Origin of the sequence: Pleomorphomonas koreensis DSM 23070 (assembly GCF_000425185.1) — a bacterium.
In the GTDB taxonomy this organism is placed as follows: domain Bacteria; phylum Pseudomonadota; class Alphaproteobacteria; order Rhizobiales; family Pleomorphomonadaceae; genus Pleomorphomonas; species Pleomorphomonas koreensis.
In genome coordinates this window covers 132,156-155,164 of the sequence record NZ_AULH01000008.1, presented here as the reverse complement: position 1 = coordinate 155,164, position 23,009 = coordinate 132,156, and the positions used below count along the sequence as shown (strand labels likewise).

Genomic DNA, 23,009 nt, shown 5'->3' with positions numbered 1-23,009 from the left:
CTGCAAGGGGAGCGCCGACGGGGGGAGGCGCTCCTCTTGAAGCGGCCGCCGATCCGCCTGCCGATTGCCGTTGCGCGACAAGGCCGCGCCCGGCGCCACCGGAGACCTGTCATGAAGTCGCTTGAACTCTATCGCGAAACCCTCGAACGCAACCGCGCCGGCAAGGGCGGGGTGATCGCCTCGATCTGTTCGGCGCATCCGCTGGTGCTGAGGGCGCTGTTCCGCTCGGCGCGTCGGCGCGGCACCTTCGCGCTGGTGGAATCCACCTCGAACCAGGTGGATCAGTACGGCGGCTACACCGGTCTGCGGCCGGCCGATTTTGCCCAACTGGTCTATGAGCTTGCCGATGAAGAAGATTTCCCGCGCGAGCTGGTGCTGCTCGGCGGCGACCACCTCGGTCCCAACAGCTGGCGCGGCCGGGGTTCGGTCGAGGCGATGGCCGAGACGCGCCATCTCGTCGAGAGCTACGTCAAGGCCGGCTATCGCAAGATCCATCTCGACGCCTCCTTCGTCTGCGCCGACGACAAGGCGCCGCTGACCGACGAGATCGTCGCCGAGCGCGCCGCCGACATGGCGGCCGTCGCCGAGGCGAGCTTCACCGGAACGCCGCCGGTCTACATCATCGGCACCGAGGTGCCGACGCCGGGCGGCGTCGTCCAGGAGGAGGCGCTGCACGTCACCCGGCCCGCCGACGTCGAGCGGACGCTGGCCGCCTTCGAGGCGGCGTTCAAGCGGCGCGGCCTTGACGCGGCCTGGGATCGGGTCACCGGCCTGGTGGTGCAGCCGGGCGTCGAGTTCGGCGACGGCATGGTGCACGACTACGTGCCGGTGCCGGCGCTGTCCGGCGCCATCCTCGACCATCCCGGCATGGTGTTCGAGGCGCATTCCACCGACTACCAGTCGCCGGCCAATCTCGCCCGCCTTTCCGCCGACCACTTCTGCATCCTGAAAGTCGGCCCGTGGCTGACCTACGCGCTGCGCGAGGCCCTGCTGGCGCTGGAGATGATCGAGGGGGAGATGCGGCCGGCCGTGCCGTCGCGCTTCCGCGAGGTGCTGACGGCGACCATGAAGGCGGACCCGCGTTACTGGAAGGCCTATTACACCGGCGATGCGGCCGAGATCGACTACAAGCTCGTCTACAGCTACTCCGACCGCGCCCGCTATTATCTCGGCCGGCCGGAGATCAGGGCGGCCATCGACCAACTCGTCGCCAATCTCGATGGGGGCATTCCCGAGGCGCTGATCAGCCAGTACCTGCCGCGCGAATATCGCGCCCTGCGCTCGGGCGGCCTGGTGCCGACGCCCACCGACCTGATGATCTCCCACGTGGCGGACATCGTCGATCTCTATCTCGACGCCGGCGTCGCCTGATCATCCCGGAAAAGGAAAAAGTCCATGCTGCGCGGCATTTCCCCGCTTCTCTCCCCCGATCTCCTGTCGACGCTCCATCGCATGGGGCACGGCGACGAGATCGTTCTCGCCGACGCCCATTTCCCCGGCGACACCTGCAACAGCAGGGTGATCCGCGCCGACGGCCTCGCCATACCCGCGTTGATCGAGGCGATCCTGCCGCTCTTCGTGCTCGACCCTTACGTCGACGACCCTATCGTCATGATGGCGGCGGTGCCCGGCGACACGCTGGATCCGGCGGTGCTCGCCCGCTACCGGGCGGCGATCGAGCGTCAGGCCCCGGACGCGCCGCCCACCCGGCACATCGAGCGCTTCGCCTTCTACGATCGGGCTAAGGCCGCCTTCGCGGTGGTGCTGACCGGCGAGACGGCGAAATACGGCAACATCATCCTGAAGAAGGGCGTGACGCCGGTGGACTGAAACGGCCGGATACCGGCCCCGGACGCATCACCGCATGGCGGCCGACGCCTGCGGCAACTTGAATGCGTCCGGATGGAAGGATATACGGCCCTTTCGGTCGATGCCGACGCGCGAACGCGGATGATCCGGCAAGCGCGCTTCGCGACATCGTCCTGTCGCGCCTGAAAGGTTGCTGACCCGATGCGGGATGAGAAGGCCAAATCCTCCGGCACGCGGCCGGTGTCGATCAAGGGGATCTCGCAGGTCACCGGCTTTTCCGTCACCACGGTCAGCATGGTGCTGAACGGGCGCGCCGGCGACTTCAACATCTCCAACGACACCCGCGACCTGATCCTCGCCAAGGCGCGGGAACTCAACTACCAGCCGAACCTGCACGCCCGCAACCTGAGGGCCGGCCGCACCGACATCCTCGGCCTGATGGTGCCGACGCTGCGCAACCACTTCTTCGGCGAGATGGCGGAGACCTTCGAGGCGCTGGCGCGCGCTGAGCGCAAGCTGGCGCTGATCTCGGTCACCCAATACGAGCGGGCGGAAGAACTCAGCGCCATGCGCTACTTTCTGTCGCAGCAGGTTGACTGCGTCTTCGTGGCCAACCCGATGGAGATCGAGGAAGTGTCGGCGCTGGGCGCCAACGGCGGCGCGCGGCAGATCTTCATCGATGCCGAGGCCAACGACCGCAACACCGTCAGCACCGACAACTTCGGCGCGGCGCTGGAGCTTGGCCGCGCCGTCATCGCCTCGATGGCGCGCGAGGGGCGGGGCGGCCGCATCTACTATTTCGGCGGCATGGCCAACCACAAGGTGACCTGGCTGCGACTGGAGGGTTTCAAGGCGGCGCTCGCCGAGGCCGGCCTGCCGTTCTCCGAGGATCAGGTGATCTGGTCGCCGTTCGACGCCGAGGCGTCCTACGAGATCATCAGCCGCCATCTCCGCGAGCACGACGACGTCGGCGGCATGTTCGTCAACTCGATCCTGCCGATGGAAGGGCTGATCCGCTTCTTCCCCGAGGCATCGGAACTCTGCCGCCACATCCACTATGGCGTGTTCGACTACCATCCCTACATGCGCCTGCTGACCGACCTTAAGATCTTCAGCGTCAAGCAGGACTCGCAGGGGATCATGCGGGCGGCCTTCGACCTGTTCCGCTCCGGAGCGCCGCTCGATACCGGCGTCACCGTTTCCGTTCCCTACCAGTTGATGGTGCCGACCGGCACGGAGGACCGCTCGCCGGACGGCTGAACCGGCCGCCGGCGACCGGCCCCCGAGGGATTCATTTCATCCATATACTAATACGTTTTAGTATTGCGTGATCATCGAGGACGAGGGCGGCTTTGCAAAGACCGCCGTCGGGGCAAGGGAGGAAAGACATGAGGAAAGTCAGGATCACCGACATCGCCGACACCGCCATCAAGGGCGTCACGGTCGTCACCGAACGCGACTTCGATCCCTACAAGGAGGATTATTTCGTCTGGAAGGCGACGCCGCTCGTCGCCTCCTTCCATAGCTCGGAGGTGAGCGGCGGCGTGTTGCGCGCCTGGAAGCACACGCCCGTGTTCAGCGAACTCGAGACGCATGACGACGACGAGGGCTTCTTCTTCGTCTCGGGGACGGCGCTGATGGCCTTCGCCGACGTGACGGACGGCACCGTCGACGAGGACACGCTGCAAATCGTCCGCATCCAGCCGGATACCCAGCTCAACATTGCCGCCGGCAAGGCGCATTTCGTGCCGGTTGCCGAAGGCGACGTGCCGGTGACGGCGGTGGTGTTCTCGCCGAAGATGGACGCGCCGCGCATGTCCCTGTCGCAGCCGGTCGAGGGCATCTAGCCCAGCCGGACGACGGCGCAGCCGCGGGCTTCGAGCGGCAAGGTGCCGTCGACCGGTTTGCCGGTCAGGAGATCGGTGCCGACGTAGACCGCCCGCCCGGCGCCAACCTCGCGGCTGGTGACGGCGGCGCGACCGCTTGCGAGGCGGTTGCTCCAGCGGCCGGGCAGCCCGACATCGCCGTGCGTGTCCAGCAACTCGTAGAGATGGGCCGCCTCGCGTTCGCGGTGGCCGAGCGTGAAGCGGTAGCGGCGCGCCGTCGAGCCGGCCGGGAAACGCTCTGCCGGCTCGTTCAACCCGGCTTCAGCGGGCGGCAGCGGGAACAGGCCGTCGGAGCGGGGCTCGGCCACCCGGCCGCACTTCTCGACCCGGATGCCGTACAGCCGCGCGAGACTCAACCGGGGCGCCTGCGTCCGGATGACGTGGTTGTCGAAGTCGGCGCCGGCGATGCCGACGTCCATGCGCAACGAGGTGCCGATGAGGTCGCCCTTGATGCGGGTGATGTCGGACGCGAAGCGGGTCGCCTCCTCGTAGCGGCGGCGGAGATAGCGGCGGAACTCGCGTGAGGTGGCCTCCGAATAGGAGGTGGAGACGGTGGTGTTCAGTTCGTTGTCGGCCTGCCAGCCGATGACATGCGGGTTGTCGCGATAGTGCTCGGCCGGCGGCGAGGTGATGCGGCGGCTGTACGCGGTAGACCGGGCTCGCTCTGCCGGCGTGCTGGCGCGAGCCGTGGCTGGCCGTGCGGCCGATCTCGTCGACCTGTTCGACCCCGAGGTGATCGTGGTCGGCGGCAAGGCGATGCAGTTCGGCGAAGCGCTGATCGGGCCGATCCGGCGGGCGATGGAGGGCAGCGTGTTCTTCGCAAAGCCGGAGTTGCTGCCGGACGGGGTGCCGGGTTCCTGGGCGCGCGGCGCGGCTGCGCTGGCGACGCAAGGCATCTTCGATTTCTAGCGCTCGCCGGGCGGCTGAGGCCGGTTTTTGCGCTGGTCGCGCGCAAAAAAGAATACCCCTGCGTGCCGGTGTATCCGGGACACGCGAGGGGCAAGTTGGCCGAGGCAGGCGCCCAAGGTGGGGGTTTGATATGCCTCGGCGGGCGTCAGGACCGGTAGCCGGCCAGAAGGGCGGCCATTTCGGTGATGCGGGGATCGCAGAGGTCGCCGCCGAGGCGCTGGCCGGGGTCGGCAAGCGCCTCGTTGCGATCGACGAAGTCGCGCGCGGTAAGGCGGAGCACCTGTTCGGGCGGCTCGCCGCTCTCGATGAGATAGTCGCGATACTCGTCCTCGAGCGTTTCCAGGCGGCTGGTCATGGGGCTCTCCCGTTCGAGAGTGGACGGATCGGGCTTGCTGGATTTCCAACCCGCGAGATGGTTGCGGGTTCCCGCCCCAATTGCCTGCGTCTAGGGCCAGCCGGCGAGGATTTCCTCGGTGGTGGCGACCTCCAGCTGCTCGCTGAAGCGGGTGAGATAAAGCTCCATCAGCGCGTCGTGGGTGTCGTCGGAGAAGCTGCACAGGGCGTCGCTCGCCAGGACGACGCGATAGCCGCGGTCGATGCCGCCAAGCGCCGTGGCCAGCACGCAGACGTCGGTCTCGCCGCCGGTGATGACCAGCGTGTCGATACCGGAGCCGGCCAGCAGGGCGTCGAGTCGCCCCTCGGTCCATGGCGCGTAGACGCGCTTGTCGAGCACGCGAGCCGGCGGCACGAAGCGTTCGAGGGCCGGAACGAGGCGCACGGCGTCGCTGCCGATGGCTTCGAGCGTCACCTCGGCCCAGCGCCGATAATAGCGCGCCCAGCCGCCGCGCCCCTCGCCGGGCCGGTCGGCCGGGACGAAGCGCGTGAACAGGGTGCGCTCGGCGTGGCGGGCGCACAGCGTCTCGATCACCGGCACCACCCGCTCCAGCCAGGGCACCGCCCATGGGTAGCCGGACGCGAACAACCGCTGCATGTCGACGCAGAGGTGCAGGCTGCCGGCGCCCAGCCGGCCGTGGACAAGGCCCCGGTCGCCCATCGCCGTCTCAGAGTTTCACCGCCGCCTCGCGCGCCCAGAGGCGCAGCTTGCGGCAGCTTTCGACGAAGGCGGCCACCGCGGCGGACCGGTCGAGGCGGACGAGGCCCTCGTCGGCGTCGGGCGCCACGCCGGCCTTTTCGAGCAGCGGCGCGGCCTCGGCGCTGAAGGCGATGAACTTGCAGTGGGCGAAGGCATCGGCCACGAAGTCGCGCGCCGCCGCCTCCTTCGCCAGCATCGCGGCGCCTTCCTTGGACAGCACCAGCGCCACGGCGTCGAACAGCACCGAGGGGCCGCCGTCGATCATGTGCCGGGCCGGCAGGTGGGTACCGTCGGCGGTGACGACGCCGCCGACCTTGGGAGCGATCAGCTCGGTCGTCGCGCCCTCCTGATCGATCGCCGCGCGCAGCGCTTCGAGGAGCTTGCCGTCGCAGCCGTCGCTGACCAGCACGCCGAGCTTGCGGCCGGCGAAATTCTTCGGGCCGTTCTCGATGATGCTGAGGGCGGGCGAGGCGGGCAGGTCGTCGCGCGGCGGCACGGCGGGATCGGCGGGCTTGGGCAGCCTGTCGATGCCGAGCTTGTCGGCAACGGTGGCGCCGAGCGCCTCGTCGATGTTGAGGAGGTGGGAGACCATGCGCTCGCGGATGAGCGGGTTCTCGCACTTGCTCAGCTCGAAGGTCAGCGCCATGGCGATATGCTTCTGCTCGGTCACCGTCTGGCTGTTAAAGAACTGCCGCGCCTGGCTGTAGTGGTCGGCGAAGCTTTCCGGCCTGAGCCGCGCCTTGGGCGCGTCGATCGGCTGGCGGAAGGAACGGAAGCCGCGTTCCGGGTCCTCGCGCGGGCCTTCCCCCCAGGAATTGGGCTGGTAGTTGGCGCGTCCCGCCGGGTTGCGCATGGCCATGTGGCCGTCCTGCTGGAAATGGTGGAACGGGCACTTCGGCGCGTTGATCGGGATATGCGTGAAGTTGGGGCTGCCGAGCCGTTTGAGCTGCGTGTCGAGGTAGGAGAAGTTGCGCCCCTGCAGCAGCGGATCGTCGGAGAAGTCGATGCCCGGCGGCACGTTCTGGGTCATGAAGGCGACCTGCTCGGTCTCGAAGAAGAAGTTGTCGGGCATGCGGTCGAGCACCAGCCGGCCGACGGGACGCGGCTTGATGATCTCCTCGGGGATCAGCTTGGTCGGGTCGAGCACGTCGAAGTCGAAGCTGTCGGCGAACTCCTGATCGAACAGCTGCACGCAGAGTTCCCACTCGGGGAAATCGCCGGCGTGAATGGCCTCCCAGAGATCGCGGCGGTGGAAGTCCGGGTCGGCGCCGTTGATCTTCACCGCCTCGTTCCAGACGACCGATTGCAGGCCGAACTTGGGCTTCCACAGGAACTTGACGAAGGTCGATTCGTCGCGCGCGTTGAGGAAGCGGAAGGTGTGGACGCCGAAGCCCTCCATGAAGCGGAAGGAGCGGGGAATCGCCCGGTCGGACATGATCCACATGACCATGTGCATCGATTCCGGCGTCAGGGAGATGAAGTCCCAGAAATTGTCATGCGCCGACTGGGCCTGCGGAAAGCCGCGATCGGGCTCCGGCTTCACCGAGTGGATGACGTCGGGGAACTTGATGGCGTCCTGGATGAAGAACACCGGGATGTTGTTGCCGACGAGGTCCCAGTTGCCTTCCTTCGTATAGAGCTTGACGGCGAAGCCGCGCACGTCGCGGGCGAGGTCGAACGAGCCCTTGGAGCCGGCCACCGTCGAGAAGCGCACGAAGGCCGGCGTCTTCTCGCCAGGCCGCTGGAAGATGTCGGCACGGGTGATATCGGCAAGCGAGTCATAGGTCTCGAAATAGCCGTGGGCGCCGTAACCGCGTGCGTGCACCACGCGCTCGGGAATGCGCTCATGGTCGAAATGGAAGATCTTCTCGCGGAAGTGGAAGTCCTCGATCAGGCCGGGGCCGGGGGCGCCGGCCTTCAGCGTGTTCTGGTCGTCGGCGACCGGGGCGCCCTGCGCGGTGGTGAGGGTCGGAATATCGCCCGCCTGTATCTGGTGCAACTCGCCGCCTTCGCCCCGCTTCAGGGTCTGGTCGTGCACCTTCGCCGTGGTCCGCGTCTCTGCCGTCGCCTTCCTGGCCATGTCCGTCGCTCCCTCGCTGGTCGGGCCGAGGGTGCGTGGCGGATATGGGTCCTTTCCTGCCGTGCTCCCCCGTCCTGCAATGGACGGTAGAACCCGAGGTGCCGGATTTTGTTCCGCAAAGAGGCGAGAATAATCGATTGGAAGCGGCCGGGAGAGGCGACTGCCAAGGAACAGAACGCGCGAAGCGGGGTTTCCTCTGCAGTCATCGCGCACAAGGAGACAGACCATGCTGACCCGTCGTTCCGCTCTTTTCGGCGCCGCCGCCGTCGCCGCCGTGGTTTCGGCCACTCCGACGCTCGCCCTCGACGAATCCGACGATCCCACCGGCGGTACCGTCGCCGACCCCAGGGCGCTTGCCAAGCTGCCGCGCGTCAAGGCCGAACTGGTGCCGCCGCCGAACGTCATGAAGCATGATCAGGTGGCCAAGGGCGGGCCGAAGATCGTCGAGTTCAGCATGACCATCGCCGAGAAGGAGATCGTCATCGACGGCGAGGGCACGTCGTTTCAGGCGCTGACCTTCAACGGCTCGCTGCCCGGCCCGACCATGGTGGTGCACCAGGGCGACTATGTCGAGCTGACCCTGATCAACCCCGACAGCAACAGCATGCCGCACAACATCGACTTTCACGCGGCGACCGGTGCCCTCGGCGGCGCGCAGCTGACGCTGGTCAACCCCGGCGAGCAGGCAACGCTACGCTTCAAGGCGACGCGGGCCGGCGTGTTCATCTACCACTGCGCTCCCCCGGGCATGATCTCCTGGCACGTGATGTCCGGCATGAGCGGGGCGATCATGGTGCTGCCGCGCGACGGCCTGAAGGATGCTGCCGGCAAGCCGATCCACTATGACCGCGCCTACACGATCGGCGAGTTCGATCTCTACGTGCCGCGCGACGAGAATGGCGCCTATCGCAGCTACGAAAGCGCCGGCGATGCCTTCGCCGACACGCTGGAGGTGATGACCAAGCTCATCCCCACCCACACGGTGTTCAACGGCAAGGTCGGCTCGCTGACGGGTGACAACGCCATGACCGCCGAGGTCGGTGAGACGGTGCTGTTCATCCACTCGTCGGCCATGATGGACTGCCGGCCGCATCTGATCGGCGGCCACGCCGACTGGGTCTGGGAGCACGGCAAGTTCTCCAACCCGCCGCAGCGCGATTTCGAGACCTGGTTCATCCGCGGCGGCAGCGCCGGAGCGATGGTCTATACCTTCCATCAGCCGGGCATCTACAACTACGTCGACCACAACCTGATCAAGGCCGAGCAGCTTGGCGCCACCGCTCACGTCAAGGTGGAAGGCGCCTGGAACCACGACCTGATGACCCAGGTCAGCGCGCCGGGGCCGATCAAGGGCTGAACGGAAAACGGGCCGCCGCCCGCCAGTGAGGCGGACGGCGGCCCGGTCCGGATGCACGAGGCTCAGGGCAGCGAATAGGCGATGACGTAGTCGCCGGGCTTGGTGCCGATGGAGCCATGACCGCCGGCCACGATCACCACCATCTGGCGGCCGTCGTCGAGGGCGTAGGTCATCGGCGTCGCCTGTCCGCCGGCCGGCAGCCGGCCCTTCCACAGTTCGCGGCCGGTGGAGAGATCGTAGGCGCGCAGATAGTTGTCGACCGCCGCCGCCAGGAAGGCGACGCCGCCCTTGGTGATCATCGGGCCGCCGATGCCGGGCACGCCGACCTCGAAGGGCAAGGGCAGGGGGGTCATGTCGTGGACCGTGCCGTTGCGGTGCTTGTAGATAATCTGGCCGGTGGTGAGATCAGCGGCGGCGACGTAGCCCCACGGGGGCGCCTGACACGGGATCTGCAACGGGCCGAGGAACGGCCCCATGTAGACGCCGTAGGGTGCGCCATCATTGCGGTTGAGGCCCTGCTCGCTGCCCTTCTCGTCCTGGCCGCGTGGCGGAACCTCGGCGCGCGGCACCAGGCGCGAGGTGAAGGCGAGGTAGGTCGGCATGCCGAACATCACCTGCCGTTCGGGATCGATCGCCACGCTGCCCCAGTTGAACACACCGAAGTTGCCGGGATAGATCAGCGAGCCCTTCAGCGACGGCGGCGTGTAGCGGCCGGCATAGTTCAACTCGTGGAAGCGGATGCGACAGGCCAGCTGGTCGAACATGGTGACGCCCCACATGTCCTTCTCCTGAAGCGGCGGGGGCGTGAAGGTGAGGCTGGACAGTGGCTGGGTGGGAGACGAGAAGTCTTCCGGAATGGTGCCGCCCGGCGCGGGGACCTCCGTCACCGGCAGGATCGGTTCGCCGGTTCGCCGGTCGAGCACGTAGATGTCGCCCTGCTTGGTCGGGCCGACCAGCGCCGGGATGGTGGTGCCGTCGGGACGCGTCAGGTCGAGGAGAGCCGGCTGGGCCGGTACGTCCATGTCCCAGAGATCGTGATGAACGGTCTGTCGCACCCAGCGGTCGCGGCCGGTATCGATGTCGAGGGCGACGATCGACGATGAGTATTTCTCGACATTTTCGCTGCGGCCCATGCCGAGCTGGTCGGGCACCTGGTTGCCAAGCGGGATGTAGACGAGGCCGAGCGTCTCGTCGACGCTGAACACCGACCAGCTGTTGGGCGAGTTGGTGGTGTAGGTCTGGCCGGCTGGTAACGGCAGCGTCTCGGTGGGATTGCCGGAATCCCAGTTCCAGATCAGCGCGCCGCTGTCGACGTCGAAGGCGCGGATGACGCCGGATTGCTCCTCGGTGGAATAGTTGTCGTTGACGGCGCCGCCGATGATGATCTTGCGGGCGGCGATTACCGGCGGCGATGTCGAATAGTAGTAGCCCTTCGGCTGGTACTTCATGCCGCTTTCGAGATGCAGCGTGCCGCCATCGGCAAAGCTGGTGCAGACGGCGCCGTTCTGCGCGTCGAGGGCGATCAGCCGGGCGTCGGAGGTCGGCAGGTAGACGCGCTCGGCGCAGGCTGTGCCGGCGGTGGCGGCGGTGTCGCGATAGTAGGTGACGCCACGGCAGGTCTGGTGCTGGCGGTCGGGGTTGAGGCCGACGTTGGGGTCGTACTTCCATTTCTGCTTGCCGGTCGTCGCGTCGAGGGCGATGGCCCAGTTGTGCGGCGTGCAGAGGTAGAGCGTGTCGCCGACCTTGAGCGGCGTCACCTGATAGGTGGTCTCGCCGACATCACCCGGCTGCTTGACGTCGCCGGTCTGATAGCGCCAGGCCTCCTTGAGGGAGCCGACGTTGCCGACGTTGATCTGGGTGAGCGGCGAATAGCGCTGGCCGTAGGGCGTGCGGCCGTATTGCCACCATTCGCCGTCGGGCACGTTGCCGCCGTGGTCGACCGTCGGGGTCTGGCGGTCGGGCAGCCGGCCGGCGACGTCGTAGCGATCGACGAACATCGAGCCGCCGGCGACGGCCGCCGAGGCGAGGCAGGCCACGCCGAGCATCAGGGCCGGCGCGGCCGACAGGCGCGGCGACACTGCGGCACCATCGAGCCGCCGCCGCACGAAAGGCAGCATCAGCCAGATGCCCAGCAGCACCAGCACGCCGCCGCGCGGGCCGAGTTGCCACCAGTCGAAGCCGACTTCCCACAGCGCCCAGCCGAGCGAGCCGAGCAGCACCACGGCGAAGACGGTCAGCGCATGGGCATTGCGGCGGTAGAGGAGGAAGCCGGTGAGCAGCAGGCCGATGCCGGCGATCAGGTAGTAGGCGCTGCCGCCGAGGAGGAGGAGATTCAATCCGCCTCCCAGAAGGATCAGTCCGAACAGACCCATCAGAAAAACGGTGAAGATGATCATTGCGCGGTCGCTCCGGCACGGATGGCGGTGCCTAGACAAGCGCCGAGGCGGCTTTTCGTTCCATCACAACGCGGTTTTCGGGCAGGGCGCCGGAACAAACCGGGGCAGGCGGGGTTGGGCCGCTGGTATCAATCCATGGCGAGAGGAGGGAAAGTCCGCCGCCGTCGATCATCCTTGCCGCGCCGGTCGTCGTGGCGATGCGGATGGCGGCATCGCGGCCGCGTCGACAGTCGGAAAGGGGGCAACCCCTGTCGCGCGGCTGGCGGGCCGGCGCGGTGGTGGTTTGTTTTTGGCGCCGGACGCATCGGCATGGAACCCGAACGGCGGATACGGGTTACACCCGTATCGGTTCTCGGGAGGTTGACCATGTCCGCCAGCCGCATTTCTCCGGCCCTTCGCCGATCGTCCGGACCGGGCGGCAAGGCAAGGGGCGCGTGTCATGCTTGAGCACTTCGACGCGCTGCTGCTGGCGCGGCTTCAGTTCGCCTTCACCATCTCCTTCCATATCTTCTTTCCCGCCTTCACCATCGGGCTGGCGAGCTATCTGTTCGTTCTCAATGCGCTGTGGCTGATCACCAAGCGGCAGGTCTACGAGGAGCTGTTCGAGTTCTGGAAGACGATCTTCGCCGTGGTGTTCGCCATGGGCGTCGTCTCCGGCATCGTCATGTCCTACCAGTTCGGCACCAACTGGAGCAGCTTCGCCGACAAGGCCGGGCCGGTGATCGGGCCGCTGATGGGCTACGAGGTGCTGACCGCCTTCTTCCTTGAGGCGGGCTTCCTCGGCGTCATGCTGTTCGGCCTGAAGCGTGTCGGCCCCGGCCTGCACCTCTTCGCCACCGGCATGGTGGCGCTCGGCACGCTCTTGTCGGCCACCTGGATCCTTGCCGCCAATTCGTGGATGCAGACGCCGGCCGGCTTCGGCATCAACGAGGCGGGCCAGTTCGTGCCGCTCGACTGGTGGGCGGTCATCTTCAATCCGTCCTTCCCCTACCGCCTGGTGCACATGGTGCTCGCCGCCTATCTCACCACGGCGCTGGCGGTCGGCGCCTGCGGCGCCTGGCACCTGCTGCGCGGGCTGGCGCCGCGCCGCAGCGCCACCATGTTCGCCATGGCCATGGGCATGGTGGCGGTGGTGGCGCCGCTACAGATCTTCGCCGGCGACCAGCACGGCCTCAACACGCTGGAACACCAGCCGGCGAAGGTGATGGCCATGGAGGGCCATTTCGACAGCCATCCCAACGGCGCGCCGCTGATCCTGTTCGGCCTGCCCGATCAGGCGAACAAGCGCGTCGACTACGAGATATCGATCCCCGGCCTCTCCAGCCTGATCCTCAAGCACGGCTGGAACGAGCCGCTCGCCGGCCTCGACACCATTCCCGACGAGTTGCAGCCGCCCGTCGCGGTGGTTTTCTGGTCGTTCCGCGTCATGGTGGGGCTCGGGATGGCGATGCTGCTGCTGGGGCTGTGGTCGGCCGTCGCCTGGTGGCGCGGGCGGCTCACCGAGGATCGCTGGCTGCTCAGGGCCGCCGTCGCCATGGGGCCGGCCGGTTTTGTCGCCGTGCTGGCCGGCTGGATCACCACCGAGGTCGGTCGCCAGCCCTATCTCGTCTACGGCCACCTGCTGACGGCCGATGCCGTGTCGCCGATCGCCACGCCGGCCGTCGCCGCCTCGCTCATCGCCTTCATGCTGGTCTATTTCTTCGTGTTCGGGGCGGGCGTCTTCTACATCTTCCGCCTGCTGGCGCGTCTGCCGGCCGAAACGGTCGATACGGCGGAGGAGGAGCTGGACAAGGGGCCGGTCAGAACGGCCGGCATCACGCCCGGTCCGGCGCAGCCCAAACTGCAGGGAGATACCGATGGGCATTGACCTCGCTTTCGTCTGGGCCTTTCTGATCGCCTTCTCGGTACTCGCCTACGTGGTGCTGGACGGCTTCGATCTCGGCATCGGCATCCTGTTCCCGTTCTTCCGCCACAAGGGCGACCGCGACACGATGATGAACACCGTGGCGCCGGTGTGGGACGGCAACGAGACCTGGCTGGTGATGGGCGGCGGCGGCCTGCTCGCCGTCTTCCCGCTGGCTTATGCCACGGTGCTGCCGGCGCTCTACGCGCCGCTGATCGCCATGCTGCTCGGACTGATCTTCCGCGGCGTCGCCTTTGAGTATCGCTGGCGCACCAAGCGCTGGCTGAGGGTATGGGACTGGGGCTTTGCCGGCGGCTCGATGATCGCCGCCTTCATGCAGGGCATCTCGCTCGGCACGCTGATCCAGGGAATCCCGGTGGTCGACCGTGCCTATGCCGGCGGCTGGTGGGACTGGCTGACGCCCTTCTCGGTGGCGACCGGCGTGTCGCTGGTCGTCGGCTACGCGCTGCTCGGCGCCACCTGGCTGGCGATGAAGACCACCGGCGACCTCGCCGCCCGGGCACGGCAGATCGCCCGGCCGGCCACTTATCTGACGCTGGCGGGCATGGCGGTGTTCAGCCTGTGGACGCCGCTGATCGCGCCGCACTATCTCGGCCGCTGGTTCAGCTTCCCGACGGTGATCTTCAGCGTGGTGGTGCCGCTCCTGGTGCTGGCGGCCGCCGCCGCCATCCTGTCCGGCCTCAACCGTGAGAAGGACCTCCAGCCGTTTTTGGCGGCGCTCGGCCTGTTCGTGCTCGGCTATGCCGGCATCGGCATCAGCTTCTATCCCTATATCGTGCCGCCGTCGCTGACCATCGCGGAGGCCGCCGCGCCTGAGGCCAGCCTTGCCTTCCTGCTGGTGGGGGCGGCGGTGCTGATCCCGATCATCCTTATCTACACGGCCTATGCCTACTGGGTGTTCCGCGGCAAGGTGCGGCCGGGGGAAGGCTACCACTGATTGAGGCGCAGCCGGCTGACGCGGGCTGAACGGCTCAGGCTTCCCGCCGCGCCGCCACGCGGCTGCGGACGAGCTGCCGGTAGAGCCGGGCGTAACGCTCGGCGCTGCGGCTCCAGCCGAAATCGGTGCGCATCGCCTGCGTCTGCAATTCACGCCAGAAATCGACATTGTCGAAGGCGGTCAGCGCTCGGTGAATCGCGTGGTAGAGATCGTCGGACGAGCCGGGATGGAACTTGAAACCGGTGGCCACGCCGGCCGATGCCGCCGCCTCGTTGGCGTCGATCACCGTCTCGGCCAGACCGCCGGTGCGGGCGACGATCGGGATGGCCCCGTAGCGCAGCGCATAGAGCTGGGTGAGGCCGCAGGGCTCGAAACGCGACGGTTGCAGCACGATGTCGCTGCCGGCGTGCAGCAGATGAGCGGACTCCTCGCTGTAGCCGACGTGAATGACGACATGGCCGGAATGCTGCCGCACCTGCTCCAGTAGGCCGTAGACGATGCCGGGGTCGCCCTCGCCGAGGATGATCAGCCGGGCGCCGCGCTCGACGATGCCGGAGACCAGCGGTGCCAGGAGGTCGATACCCTTCTGCCATGTCAGGCGGCTGATGACGCTGAGGATCGGCCCGTCGCCCGGCGTCAGGCCGAACTGCCGCTCGATCATCGTCCGGTTCACCCGCCGCCGGTCGATGCTGCGCGCGTCGTAGTTCTGCGGAATGTGGGGATCGGTGAACGGGTTCCAGATGGTCTGGTCGATGCCGTTGACGATGCCGGAGAGCACCTGCCGCCGCGACTGGAGCACGCCGGCCATGCCCATGCCCTGCTCCTCGGTCAGAATTTCGCGGGCGTAGGTGGGAGAGACGGTGGTCACCGCATCCGAGAGGCGGATGCCGGCCTTCAGGTAGCTGATGTCACCGTAATACTCCAGGCAGTCGACGCTTGAGAAATGGTCGGGCAGGCCGAGCGCCGGAAATACTCCGGCCGGAAACTGGCCCTGGAAGGCGAGATTGTGGATGGTGAGCACGATCGGCAGATCGAGGCCGGCCGCCCGCATGTAGGCGGCGGTGAGCGCCGCCTGCCAGTCGTGCAGATGGACGACGTCGGGCCGCCAGCCGCCGATGCCCTCGGCGGCGATCTGCGCGGCGGCGGCCGACAGGACGGCGAAGCGCCGCCAGTTGTCATGAAAGTCGCGGCCGTGACCGTCGATATAGGGACCGCCGCGCCGCTCGAACAGCTCCGGGCAATCGAGCAGCAGCAACTCCAGTCCCTCGCAATGGCCCCGCCAGACCGTGGCGTCCGCGCCGAGTACCGACAGGCGACCGATCGCTTCCCGCCGCCGGCAGTTGGCGAGCGCCAGGGGATAGGCCGGGATCAGCGTCCGCGTCGAAATGCCCTGCGGCAGCAGCGACTTGGGCAGCGAGCCGATGACATCGGCCAGCCCGCCGGTCTTGACCAGCGGGAACACTTCCGAAGCCACCGCAAGGATGGTCAGCGGCTCGAACAGGCGGACCGGGCGATTGTCGCGTCCGGCATCCGGCGAGACCAGGCGGAAGGCCCTGTTGTCGTCGCCGTCCGGTTCGGGGGTTTCGATTTTCCGGGTCAACTGCATCAACCTCTCCCTGCCGGACGACGGGCTGCAATCCCTCGCCCCAAACGACATTGCGCAACTGGGCCGTCATGAATTTGTTCCCCGTGAAATGGGGGAAAGCAGACGCAAGGGAACAATCGTCGAGCAACGCGGTTCGACCGACGACAGGAGAAGCCTGAACGCTCGCCGATCGAGGTGTGCCGGGAAATCGAAACAGACCGGACGGATTTCTGGACGCGGGAACCGTCAAACGCTGAAAAGCGTACAACCAGCAAGTGGAGATTCCAGCGAGCATCATACTCCAGTGAGTCCTGCGCCGGAAGACGGGGGCCGGCATCACAAAAGGTCGGGGGCCACTAGAAGCGAGGTCAAAAGGCAGCGCCGATGCAACCGGACGGAGCGTCGGGCTGCGATCCATCGCAAAACGGTTGGGAGGGGGACATGAGCACAGGAAAAGTCGCCTTGGTGACGGGAGCGGGTTCGGGCATCGGGCGGGCCACCGCCATCGAGCTGGCCGGCAACGGCTTCGCCGTCGGCCTGCTCGGGCATACGGTATCGGAACTGAACGAGGTGGCGGCGCTGCTGCGGGATGCGGGCGCCGACACCGAGACGCTCGACGCCGACATCTCCCGCGAGGACGAGATGGAAGCGGCCATCGCCCGCCTCGTCAAGCGCTTCGGCCGGCTCGACGCCGTGGTGGCCAACGCCTCCATCAACGGCACGTGGGCACCGATCGAGGACATCACCCCCGAGGAGTGGGACAAGACGATCGCCGTCAACCTTCGCGGCACCTATCTGACGCTGCGCTCGACGGTGCCGCACATGAAGCGCGGCGAGGGCGGGGCGATCGTCATCGTTTCCTCGATCAACGGCACGCGCACTTTCACCACCCCCGGCGCCACCGCCTATGCCGCGACCAAGGCGGCCCAGCTTGCCATGGTCCAGCAACTGGCGCTGGAGCTTGGCCGCTACCGCATCCGCGTCAACGCCGTCTGTCCGGGAGCGATCGAGACCAGCATCGACGACAACACGACGGTGCGCGGCGAGCACGAGACCGCCGTTCCCGTGGAGTGGCCGGAAGGCGAGATACCGATCACCGGCGGCGATCCCGGCCAGCCGGAGGATGTCGCCCGGCTGATCTCCTTCCTGGTCGGCGACGCCTCCACCCACATCACCGGCACCCCGGTGTGGATCGACGGCGGCCAGGGCCTTTTGCGCTGACGCGTTGCGACATCCCGGCAATTGCCCCGCCGCCGCGAACGTGATCTAGACTTCGGTCAGCGGTTGCAGCGGCGGGGGCGGCGATGAAGATCACGGTCATCGGCATGGGGGCGGTCGGCACCGAGGTGGTCGGCCATCTCCTCAACAGCGGCATCGCCTCGGAGATCGTGGTGATCGACCAGGCGGTGGCCAAGGCGCAGGCGGAAATCTGGGACTTCTCGCATACGACGTCCTTCATCTACGCGCAGAACCCCCGCCTCGTTTCGGGCGACTACGCCGACGCCGCCGGCAGCGACATCGTGGTGATCACCGCCGGCGCCCAGATCAAGGCCGGCCAGACGCGGGACGCGCTCGCCCGCATCAACAGCGCCATCATGCGGTCGATCATCGCCGAGGTGGAGAAGACCTCGCCCGGCGCCATCGTGCTGATGGTCACCAATCCGGTCGATATCCTGGTGCAGGTGGTGCTGCGTCATTCCTCCTTCCCGAAGGAGCGGGTGATCAGCCTCGGTACCATCGTCGATACCGCCCGCTTCATGCGCATCGTCAGCGAGCACGTGGCGATCGACCCGAAGAACATCTTCGGCTGGGTTCTCGGCGACCACAGCGACACCGGCTTCATCCCGTGGAGCCTCTGCAACGTCTGTGGCCTCGACGTCGACAGCTATTGCCAGCTCAACGGCCTGCCGCCGATCGACCGCGCCGAGGTCCGGCGGCGGGTGTTGCAGATCGGTCTCGACATCTTCGCCGGCAAGGGCAACACCAACCACGGCATCGCCGCTTCGGTGTTCCGCATCATCCGGGCGATCGCCGGCAACGAACGCTCGGTGCTGCCGGTCGGCACGCTGCTCGACGGCGAATACGGCGTCTCCGACGTGGTGATGAGCGTGCCCTCTGTCATCGGCCGGGCCGGCCGCGAGCGCGTCGTCGCCTGCCGCTTCACCGACGAGGAGCAGGCCGCCTTCGAGGCGTCGCACGCCCACGTGCTGGCGCTGCTCGATGAGGCCGAGGGGCGGCGGACCGGCTGACGGGAACGAACAGGGAGGCAGCGATGAAACAGGTGGCCAACGGACCGGTTTCGCTGATGACCGAGAGCTTCGGCGCGCCGGAGGACCCGGCGCTGGTGCTGGTGATGGGGGCGACCGCCTCCATGCTCGGCTGGCCGGACGCGCTCTGCCGGCGCCTCGCCGCCGGCGGCTTCCGGGTGATCCGCTTCGATCACCGCGACACCGGCCAGTCGACCACCGGCCCGGCCGGCGAGCCGGGCTATACGGTCGAGGACATGGTCGGCGATCTGTTCGCCGTGCTCGACGGCTATGATCTGCCGGCGGCGCATGTTGTGGGCATGTCGCTCGGCGGCCTGATCGGCCAGATGGCCGCCCTGACGCAGCCCGAACGGGTGCGGTCGCTGACGCTGATCGCCAGCGAGCCGCTCGGCTGGGACGGCGAGCCGCTCTCCCATATCTCCGACGCCGTCATGGCGCATTTCGACGAGGCGGCGACGCTCGACTGGAGCGACCGGGCGGCGGTGGCCGGCTTCCTCCTCGACGGATCGCTGCTCTGCGCCGGCTCCCGTCACGGCTTCGACGCCAGGGGCGAACGGGCGGTAATCGAGCGCGTCCTCGATCGCACCGGCACGATCGCCGCCGCCTTCAACCATAGCCGGCTGGCGCTCGACGGCGACTGGACGGGCCGCTTCCGCGACATCCGCCAGCCGGTGCTGGTGATCCACGGCGCCGAGGACCCGGTGCTGCCGCTGGTCAACGGCCGGGCGCTGGCCGAGGGCATCGCCGGCGCGCGGTTCACCGTGCTGCACGGCGTCGGCCACGAACTGCCGCCGCCGGAGCTGCCTGTGCTGGCGGCGGAGATGCTGGCCTTCCTCCGGACGGTCTGAGGCTCAGGCCGGCGCCCGTTCGGCCTTCAGCACCATCAGGCCGGCAGCGATGATGATCGCCGCGCCGATCCAGGTGAACAGCTCCACCGAGGCGCCGAACACCAGCCAGCCGGCCAGCGCGCCCCAGAAGATCAGGCAATACTGGAACGGCGCCAGGAACGAGGCGGCACCGAGGCGATAGGCACGGACGATCAACAGGTTGCCGGCGAACAGGCAGGCGCCGCCGAGCAGCAGGATCGCCGCTTCGCCGGCCGTGATGGCCGGAAAGCCGCCGCTGAACGCGGTGACTAGGCCGCTGCCGATCGCCAGGATGGCCAAGGGGCTGATCACCAGCGCCAGGTCGGATTCGCGCGGCGGCGCGATGCGGATCATCACCAGCGTCACGGCGAAGATCAGCGCCGAGCCGGCGGCGGCGATATGGCCGAGGCTGAGGCCCATGGCGCCGGGCTGGAAGGCGACCAGCACGCCGACGAAGCCGAGCGCCACGCCGGCCGCCACCAGCGGCGACGGCCGTTCCCTGAGACCGAGCACGGCGATCACCGACACGAAGATCGGCGTCAGGAAGGTCAGCACGTAGACATCGGTGAGCGGGATGACCGAGAAGGCGTAGTAGATGATCGCCGTCTCGCTGGCCAGGAGCGCGCCGCGGCCGAGCGTGAAGGCCGGCGTTGCCGGCAGAAGGGTGCGACCCTCGCCTTTGAGAACTGCGTAGAGCGCCACGAACAGCGTCGCCGCGCCGGTGACCATCGCCGTGACGGCAGGAACCGACAGGAACTGGCTCTCGAATTTGACGACGGTATCGGCGCACGAAAAGATGCCGAAGGCGCAGACGGTAAGCACGGCGCCCCTGATGTTGTCGCTGATGGCCACGAAGGATCCCCCAGTGTCGCGGAGTCCCGTATCGCGTCCCTGTGCCGCCGGACTCAGTCCCGTCAAGGTTAGGCGAGGGGTGGGCGGCTCGCAAGCGGCGGCAATCGCCAAAAAAGCAAGATCGTCCAATCCGCAAGGCGCGCCGCCGGCTATCTTCGTCATGTCCGCATGCTGCCGGATGGAGATGATCATGACGACGATGACCGAACGGCTGGCCGAGGGAAACAGGGCCGCTCCGACATCTGGTGCCGACGGCTGGTCGGCCCATCCGGCTTTCCCCGGCGTCGAGCTGAAGCCGCTCGTCGTGGGAACAGCCACCGGCGGCGCCTTCTCGACGCTGATGGTGCGGATCGCGCCGGGTGGCGCCATGCTGTCGCACCGCCACGACGGGCAGACCGAGCAGCATTTCGTGGTGTCCGGCGACGGGCGGGCGGAGCTTGACGGCCACCAGGTGGCCTACGCGCCGGGCGCGCTGATGGTGATCCCGCGCGGGCGGCCGCACTCGATCGTCGCCGGCGCCGATGGTATGGTGCTGATGGCGTTGTTCTCGCCGGCAATCAACTGACGGGGCAGAGACGTGGCGGCGATCATTCGGCACGGGCTCGACGGCACGGGGCGCGTCGGCACCGTCCGCTGCGCGGGCAGCGCCCCGGCGACGCCGATGCACGCGCACCGCTCGCTGGTGGCCGGCCGGGTCGATGCCGGGAGCCGGGTCCTGACGCTGCCCGGCGAAACGTGGCGGCTGCAGGCCGGCGACGGCTTCGTCATCCCGCCCGACGTTCCGCACGCCCTATCGGCCGCCACCGGCGGCGGCCATCGCATCGTCGCGGTGGATCCGGCCGCCTTTGCCATCCCTGGCTGGACGGCGGGAATCGTTCGCGACCGGGCGTGGTCGGACGCCTTCGACGCCCTGCACGGCGCGGCGGAGGCCGGCGATGCCGACATCGGGCCGCTCGTCTCGACCTTGCTGGAGTTGACCGGCCCGCTGATGGCCTCGCGCGATGCGCCTCCAGGCGCTTGCCGGCCGGTACGGCTTGCCCGGCGCGTCGCCGCCGGCGACCTCGGCCGGCCGCTGGACCTCTCCGCCCTGGCCCGGCAGGTCGGCCTGTCGCCGTTCCACCTGCACCGTCTTTACCGCCGCTTCTATGGATTGACGCCGGCCGAGCACCGGCTCGAAGCGCGGCTCCGTCTGGCGCGGCGCCTCATTCTCGGCGGCGCGGCCATCGCCGACGCGGCGGCGGCGCTCGGATTTGCCGACCAGAGCCATTTCAGCCGCGCCTTCCGGCGGCTGATGGGAGTGCCGCCCGGTCTCTGGGCGCGGCAGGTGCGGCGAAGTTCCGCCGTCAGCCGGCGGCGGCCTTCAGCGCCCTGATGCGGTCGGGGTCTGTGCGGCGCCGTTCGGCCGGTCCGAAGCCGAAGCGGCGGATGTCGCCGCCGCTGGGCTCGGCGCTGGCGCATGAGGCGTGCAGCCAGCCGGCGCCGGTGGCGCGGCGGAGGGCGGCGGCATTGCCGGGGGCGACGCCGCTGCCGGCCATGATGGCGATGCGGCCGTTCGCCCGCTCCACCATGGCGGCGATGACGGCGGCGCCGTCCTCGGCGCGGAGCGCGCCGCCGGAGGTCAGGATGCAGTCGAAGCCGAGATCGACGGCGATATCGACGGCAACGACCGGGTCGGGCATGAGATCGACGACGCGGTGCAGCGTCTTGCCGAGGCCGCGGGCCGCCGCGACGAGGCGGGCCAGCAGCGGCCGGTCGAGTTCGCCCGCCGCCGTCGCGGCGCCGAGCACGACGCCGGCGAGGCCGGCCGCCCGCACCGCCGCGATGTCGGCGAGCATCACCTCCACCTCGGCCTCGCCGAAGCGGAAGTCGCCGGCGCGCGGCCGGATCATGGCGCGGGCCGGCACCGACGCCCTGGCGGCGGCGGCGATCAGGCCGGGCGACGGCGTCAGGCCGCCGAGGTCCAGCGCCGAGCAAAGCTCGGCGCGGTCGGCGCCACCGCGCGCGCAGGCGTCGAGGCCGGCGACGTCGTCGATGCAGACTTCGAGACGGACGGTCATGGCTGCGCCGTCTCCATGACGTGCAGCGCCGCGCCGACGAGGCCCTTCTCCGGGCCGGTCTCGGTGGGCACGCAGAGCGCCGATCCGCGCATGCCGAGGGCGCGGGCGCGAACCTCGGCGTCGATGGCGGCGATCAGCGCCGGGTTGCGGGCCAGGCCGCCGCCGATCGGCACGATGTCGGGGTCGAGGATGTTGACGGCATTGGCCAGCGCGCCGCTGACCACGTCGAGATAGGCGTCGAGGGTGCGGACGGCGGCCGGTTCGCCGGCCTGCCAGGCGGCAAGGATGGCCGGGCTGTCCGCCTCCAGGCCCGACAGGTGCTTGTGCAGGCGTTCGAGGCCGCGGGCGCCGCCGATGGTGTCGACGCAGCCGGGCCGGCCGCAGCCGCAGCGGACGATCGGCAGCGAGACGCCGGTGCGGTTGGCCGCCGCCGGGCCGTGGCCCCACTCGCCGGCGCTGCCGGTCGAGCCCATCACCAGCCGCCCGTTCAGCACGAAGGCGCCGCCGATGCCGGTGCCGATGATCGCCGCGAACACTGCGGCATGGCCCTTGCCGAGGCCGACGGCAGCTTCGGCCAGGGCGAACGCCTTGGCGTCGTTGAGCACGCGCACGCGGCGCTTGAGTCGCGCCTCCAGGTCGGCGGCCAGCGGCCGGCCGTCGGCGCAGGGGATGTTGGCGACGGTGAGCCGCCCGTCGCGCGGATCGACCACGCCGGCGATCGAGATGCCGATCGGCTCGTCGCCCGGCCCGGCCAGCTTGCCGATGGCGGCGCAGAAGGCACCGTAGTCGTGGATAGGCGTCGGCAGGCGGCCGATTTCGACCGCCGCCAGATCGGCGCCAACCCGCGCCGCGGCGATTTTCGAGCCGCCGATGTCGAAAGCGATGACCATGCATTCCTCTCCGAGATTCGCGGGCGAAGCTATCACCAAAGCGCAGCGGAAAGCGACGGGCGCGGCCGCGGCGACCGGTCGGCCGGAATGAGGGCAACTCC

Annotated in this window: 22 protein-coding genes; 13 read left to right on the top strand and 9 right to left on the bottom strand. The window is 68.5% G+C overall.

Translation table 11 applies throughout. The annotated features are described in order from the left end of the window. The first annotated feature begins 111 nt into the window (after positions 1 to 111). From H512_RS0107475 to H512_RS23020, 4 genes are all read left to right on the top strand, one after another. A complete protein-coding gene (locus H512_RS0107475) occupies positions 112 to 1,371 on the top strand; it encodes a class II D-tagatose-bisphosphate aldolase, non-catalytic subunit (protein ID WP_026782925.1) in 1,260 nt (419 codons plus the stop codon). Between the two features lie 24 nt (positions 1,372 to 1,395). After that, on the top strand, positions 1,396 to 1,830 hold the full coding sequence (gene fucU, locus H512_RS0107470) for an L-fucose mutarotase (RefSeq protein ID WP_026782924.1): 435 nt from the start codon (positions 1,396 to 1,398) through the stop codon (positions 1,828 to 1,830). Positions 1,831 to 2,010: 180 nt separating this feature from the next. Beyond that, positions 2,011 to 3,069, top strand: a complete 1,059-nt coding sequence (locus H512_RS0107460; RefSeq protein WP_026782923.1) for a LacI family DNA-binding transcriptional regulator — start codon at positions 2,011 to 2,013, stop codon at positions 3,067 to 3,069. A 128-nt stretch (positions 3,070 to 3,197) separates the two neighbouring features. Beyond that, on the top strand, positions 3,198 to 3,656 hold the full coding sequence (locus H512_RS23020) for a hypothetical protein (protein ID WP_053239661.1): 459 nt from the start codon (positions 3,198 to 3,200) through the stop codon (positions 3,654 to 3,656). On the opposite strand, the gene H512_RS0107450 is transcribed toward H512_RS23020, so the two are convergent. Then, on the bottom strand, positions 3,653 to 4,447 hold the full coding sequence (locus H512_RS0107450; protein ID WP_026782922.1) for a beta-galactosidase: 795 nt from the start codon (positions 4,445 to 4,447) through the stop codon (positions 3,653 to 3,655). The two genes, H512_RS23020 and H512_RS0107450, sit on opposite strands and share 4 nt — an antisense overlap. Here H512_RS0107450 and H512_RS27330 point away from each other — a divergent pair. Further along, on the top strand, positions 4,434 to 4,604 hold the full coding sequence (locus tag H512_RS27330) for a hypothetical protein (protein ID WP_169507137.1): 171 nt from the start codon (positions 4,434 to 4,436) through the stop codon (positions 4,602 to 4,604). The two genes, H512_RS0107450 and H512_RS27330, sit on opposite strands and share 14 nt — an antisense overlap. A 145-nt stretch (positions 4,605 to 4,749) precedes the next feature. On the opposite strand, the gene H512_RS0107440 is transcribed toward H512_RS27330, so the two are convergent. The 3 genes from H512_RS0107440 to katE all read right to left on the bottom strand — a co-directional run bounded on the left by H512_RS0107440 (position 4,750) and on the right by katE (position 7,777). Then, positions 4,750 to 4,959 (bottom strand): hypothetical protein, encoded by a 210-nt coding sequence (locus H512_RS0107440; RefSeq protein ID WP_026782921.1) that lies wholly within the window; start codon positions 4,957 to 4,959, stop codon positions 4,750 to 4,752. A 90-nt stretch (positions 4,960 to 5,049) separates the two neighbouring features. Continuing rightward, positions 5,050 to 5,658 (bottom strand): cysteine hydrolase family protein, encoded by a 609-nt coding sequence (locus H512_RS0107435; RefSeq protein WP_026782920.1) that lies wholly within the window; start codon positions 5,656 to 5,658, stop codon positions 5,050 to 5,052. 7 nt (positions 5,659 to 5,665) lie between these two features. After that, positions 5,666 to 7,777, bottom strand: coding sequence for a catalase (gene katE / locus H512_RS0107430; protein ID WP_026782919.1), 2,112 nt, complete (start codon positions 7,775 to 7,777; stop codon positions 5,666 to 5,668). Between the two features lie 226 nt (positions 7,778 to 8,003). On the opposite strand from katE, the gene nirK reads away from it, so the two are divergent. Beyond that, a complete protein-coding gene (nirK, locus tag H512_RS0107425) occupies positions 8,004 to 9,134 on the top strand; it encodes a copper-containing nitrite reductase (RefSeq protein WP_026782918.1) in 1,131 nt (376 codons plus the stop codon). Positions 9,135 to 9,196: 62 nt separating this feature from the next. Here nirK and H512_RS0107420 read toward each other — a convergent pair whose 3' ends face one another. Continuing rightward, positions 9,197 to 11,530 carry a glucose/quinate/shikimate family membrane-bound PQQ-dependent dehydrogenase gene (locus H512_RS0107420; RefSeq protein ID WP_026782917.1) on the bottom strand — a complete coding sequence of 778 codons (2,334 nt, stop codon included), beginning with the start codon at positions 11,528 to 11,530 and terminating at the stop codon, positions 9,197 to 9,199. A 439-nt stretch (positions 11,531 to 11,969) separates the two neighbouring features. Here H512_RS0107420 and H512_RS0107415 point away from each other — a divergent pair, with 439 nt between their 5' ends. Next, positions 11,970 to 13,397: a cytochrome ubiquinol oxidase subunit I gene (locus H512_RS0107415; protein ID WP_026782916.1), complete on the top strand. Its 1,428-nt coding sequence runs from the start codon at positions 11,970 to 11,972 to the stop codon at positions 13,395 to 13,397. After that, on the top strand, positions 13,387 to 14,391 hold the full coding sequence (gene cydB / locus H512_RS0107410) for a cytochrome d ubiquinol oxidase subunit II (RefSeq protein ID WP_026782915.1): 1,005 nt from the start codon (positions 13,387 to 13,389) through the stop codon (positions 14,389 to 14,391). The genes H512_RS0107415 and cydB overlap by 11 nt, the downstream gene beginning before the upstream one ends. Before the next feature lie 34 nt (positions 14,392 to 14,425). Here the strand turns inward: cydB and glgA are convergent, their stop codons facing one another. Further along, entirely contained in the window at positions 14,426 to 15,880 is a 1,455-nt protein-coding gene (gene glgA / locus H512_RS0107405) for a glycogen synthase GlgA (protein ID WP_026782914.1), read from the bottom strand. 537 nt (positions 15,881 to 16,417) lie between these two features. Between glgA and H512_RS0107400 the strand changes: the two genes are divergently transcribed. From H512_RS0107400 to H512_RS0107390, 3 genes are all read left to right on the top strand, one after another. Then, positions 16,418 to 17,197 (top strand): SDR family oxidoreductase, encoded by a 780-nt coding sequence (locus H512_RS0107400; protein WP_026782913.1) that lies wholly within the window; start codon positions 16,418 to 16,420, stop codon positions 17,195 to 17,197. A gap of 83 nt (positions 17,198 to 17,280) precedes the next feature. Continuing rightward, positions 17,281 to 18,225 (top strand): lactate/malate family dehydrogenase, encoded by a 945-nt coding sequence (locus H512_RS0107395; protein ID WP_026782912.1) that lies wholly within the window; start codon positions 17,281 to 17,283, stop codon positions 18,223 to 18,225. A gap of 23 nt (positions 18,226 to 18,248) precedes the next feature. Further along, the gene (locus tag H512_RS0107390; RefSeq protein WP_026782911.1) at positions 18,249 to 19,091 is read left to right on the top strand and encodes an alpha/beta fold hydrolase; all 843 of its coding nucleotides are present in this window, start codon (positions 18,249 to 18,251) and stop codon (positions 19,089 to 19,091) included. A gap of 3 nt (positions 19,092 to 19,094) precedes the next feature. On the opposite strand, the gene H512_RS0107385 is transcribed toward H512_RS0107390, so the two are convergent. Beyond that, positions 19,095 to 19,961, bottom strand: a complete 867-nt coding sequence (locus tag H512_RS0107385) for a DMT family transporter (RefSeq protein ID WP_026782910.1) — start codon at positions 19,959 to 19,961, stop codon at positions 19,095 to 19,097. A gap of 190 nt (positions 19,962 to 20,151) precedes the next feature. Between H512_RS0107385 and H512_RS0107380 the strand changes: the two genes are divergently transcribed. Together H512_RS0107380 and H512_RS25690 are read left to right on the top strand one after the other, a co-directional pair. Further along, the gene (locus H512_RS0107380) at positions 20,152 to 20,526 is read left to right on the top strand and encodes a cupin domain-containing protein (protein ID WP_026782909.1); all 375 of its coding nucleotides are present in this window, start codon (positions 20,152 to 20,154) and stop codon (positions 20,524 to 20,526) included. Between the two features lie 12 nt (positions 20,527 to 20,538). Continuing rightward, positions 20,539 to 21,333: a helix-turn-helix domain-containing protein gene (locus H512_RS25690; protein WP_053239660.1), complete on the top strand. Its 795-nt coding sequence runs from the start codon at positions 20,539 to 20,541 to the stop codon at positions 21,331 to 21,333. On the opposite strand, the gene H512_RS0107370 is transcribed toward H512_RS25690, so the two are convergent. Beyond that, positions 21,305 to 22,018, bottom strand: a complete 714-nt coding sequence (locus tag H512_RS0107370; protein ID WP_026782908.1) for a copper homeostasis protein CutC — start codon at positions 22,016 to 22,018, stop codon at positions 21,305 to 21,307. The two genes, H512_RS25690 and H512_RS0107370, sit on opposite strands and share 29 nt — an antisense overlap. Then, positions 22,015 to 22,908 carry an ROK family protein gene (locus tag H512_RS0107365; protein ID WP_026782907.1) on the bottom strand — a complete coding sequence of 298 codons (894 nt, stop codon included), beginning with the start codon at positions 22,906 to 22,908 and terminating at the stop codon, positions 22,015 to 22,017. Before H512_RS0107365 ends, H512_RS0107370 begins: the two co-directional genes overlap by 4 nt. Positions 22,909 to 23,009 lie beyond the last annotated feature (101 nt).

Bases quoted from the DNA above. Each gene is read 5' to 3' on its own strand.
- H512_RS0107475 (WP_026782925.1), top strand. From the start codon at position 112: ATGAAGTCGCTTGAACTCTATCGCGAAACCCTCGAACGCAACCGCGCC.
- H512_RS23020 (WP_053239661.1), top strand. From the start codon at position 3,198: ATGAGGAAAGTCAGGATCACCGACATCGCCGACACCGCCATCAAGGGC.
- nirK (WP_026782918.1), top strand. From the start codon at position 8,004: ATGCTGACCCGTCGTTCCGCTCTTTTCGGCGCCGCCGCCGTCGCCGCC.
- H512_RS0107460 (WP_026782923.1), top strand. From the start codon at position 2,011: ATGCGGGATGAGAAGGCCAAATCCTCCGGCACGCGGCCGGTGTCGATC.
- fucU (WP_026782924.1), top strand. From the start codon at position 1,396: ATGCTGCGCGGCATTTCCCCGCTTCTCTCCCCCGATCTCCTGTCGACG.
- H512_RS0107400 (WP_026782913.1), top strand. From the start codon at position 16,418: ATGAGCACAGGAAAAGTCGCCTTGGTGACGGGAGCGGGTTCGGGCATC.
- H512_RS0107420 (WP_026782917.1), bottom strand. From the start codon at position 11,530: ATGATCATCTTCACCGTTTTTCTGATGGGTCTGTTCGGACTGATCCTT.
- H512_RS0107390 (WP_026782911.1), top strand. From the start codon at position 18,249: ATGAAACAGGTGGCCAACGGACCGGTTTCGCTGATGACCGAGAGCTTC.
- H512_RS0107435 (WP_026782920.1), bottom strand. From the start codon at position 5,658: ATGGGCGACCGGGGCCTTGTCCACGGCCGGCTGGGCGCCGGCAGCCTG.
- H512_RS0107370 (WP_026782908.1), bottom strand. From the start codon at position 22,018: ATGACCGTCCGTCTCGAAGTCTGCATCGACGACGTCGCCGGCCTCGAC.
- katE (WP_026782919.1), bottom strand. From the start codon at position 7,777: ATGGCCAGGAAGGCGACGGCAGAGACGCGGACCACGGCGAAGGTGCAC.
- H512_RS0107380 (WP_026782909.1), top strand. From the start codon at position 20,152: ATGACGACGATGACCGAACGGCTGGCCGAGGGAAACAGGGCCGCTCCG.
- H512_RS0107440 (WP_026782921.1), bottom strand. From the start codon at position 4,959: ATGACCAGCCGCCTGGAAACGCTCGAGGACGAGTATCGCGACTATCTC.
- H512_RS0107365 (WP_026782907.1), bottom strand. From the start codon at position 22,908: ATGGTCATCGCTTTCGACATCGGCGGCTCGAAAATCGCCGCGGCGCGG.
- H512_RS0107395 (WP_026782912.1), top strand. From the start codon at position 17,281: ATGAAGATCACGGTCATCGGCATGGGGGCGGTCGGCACCGAGGTGGTC.
- cydB (WP_026782915.1), top strand. From the start codon at position 13,387: ATGGGCATTGACCTCGCTTTCGTCTGGGCCTTTCTGATCGCCTTCTCG.
- H512_RS0107415 (WP_026782916.1), top strand. From the start codon at position 11,970: ATGCTTGAGCACTTCGACGCGCTGCTGCTGGCGCGGCTTCAGTTCGCC.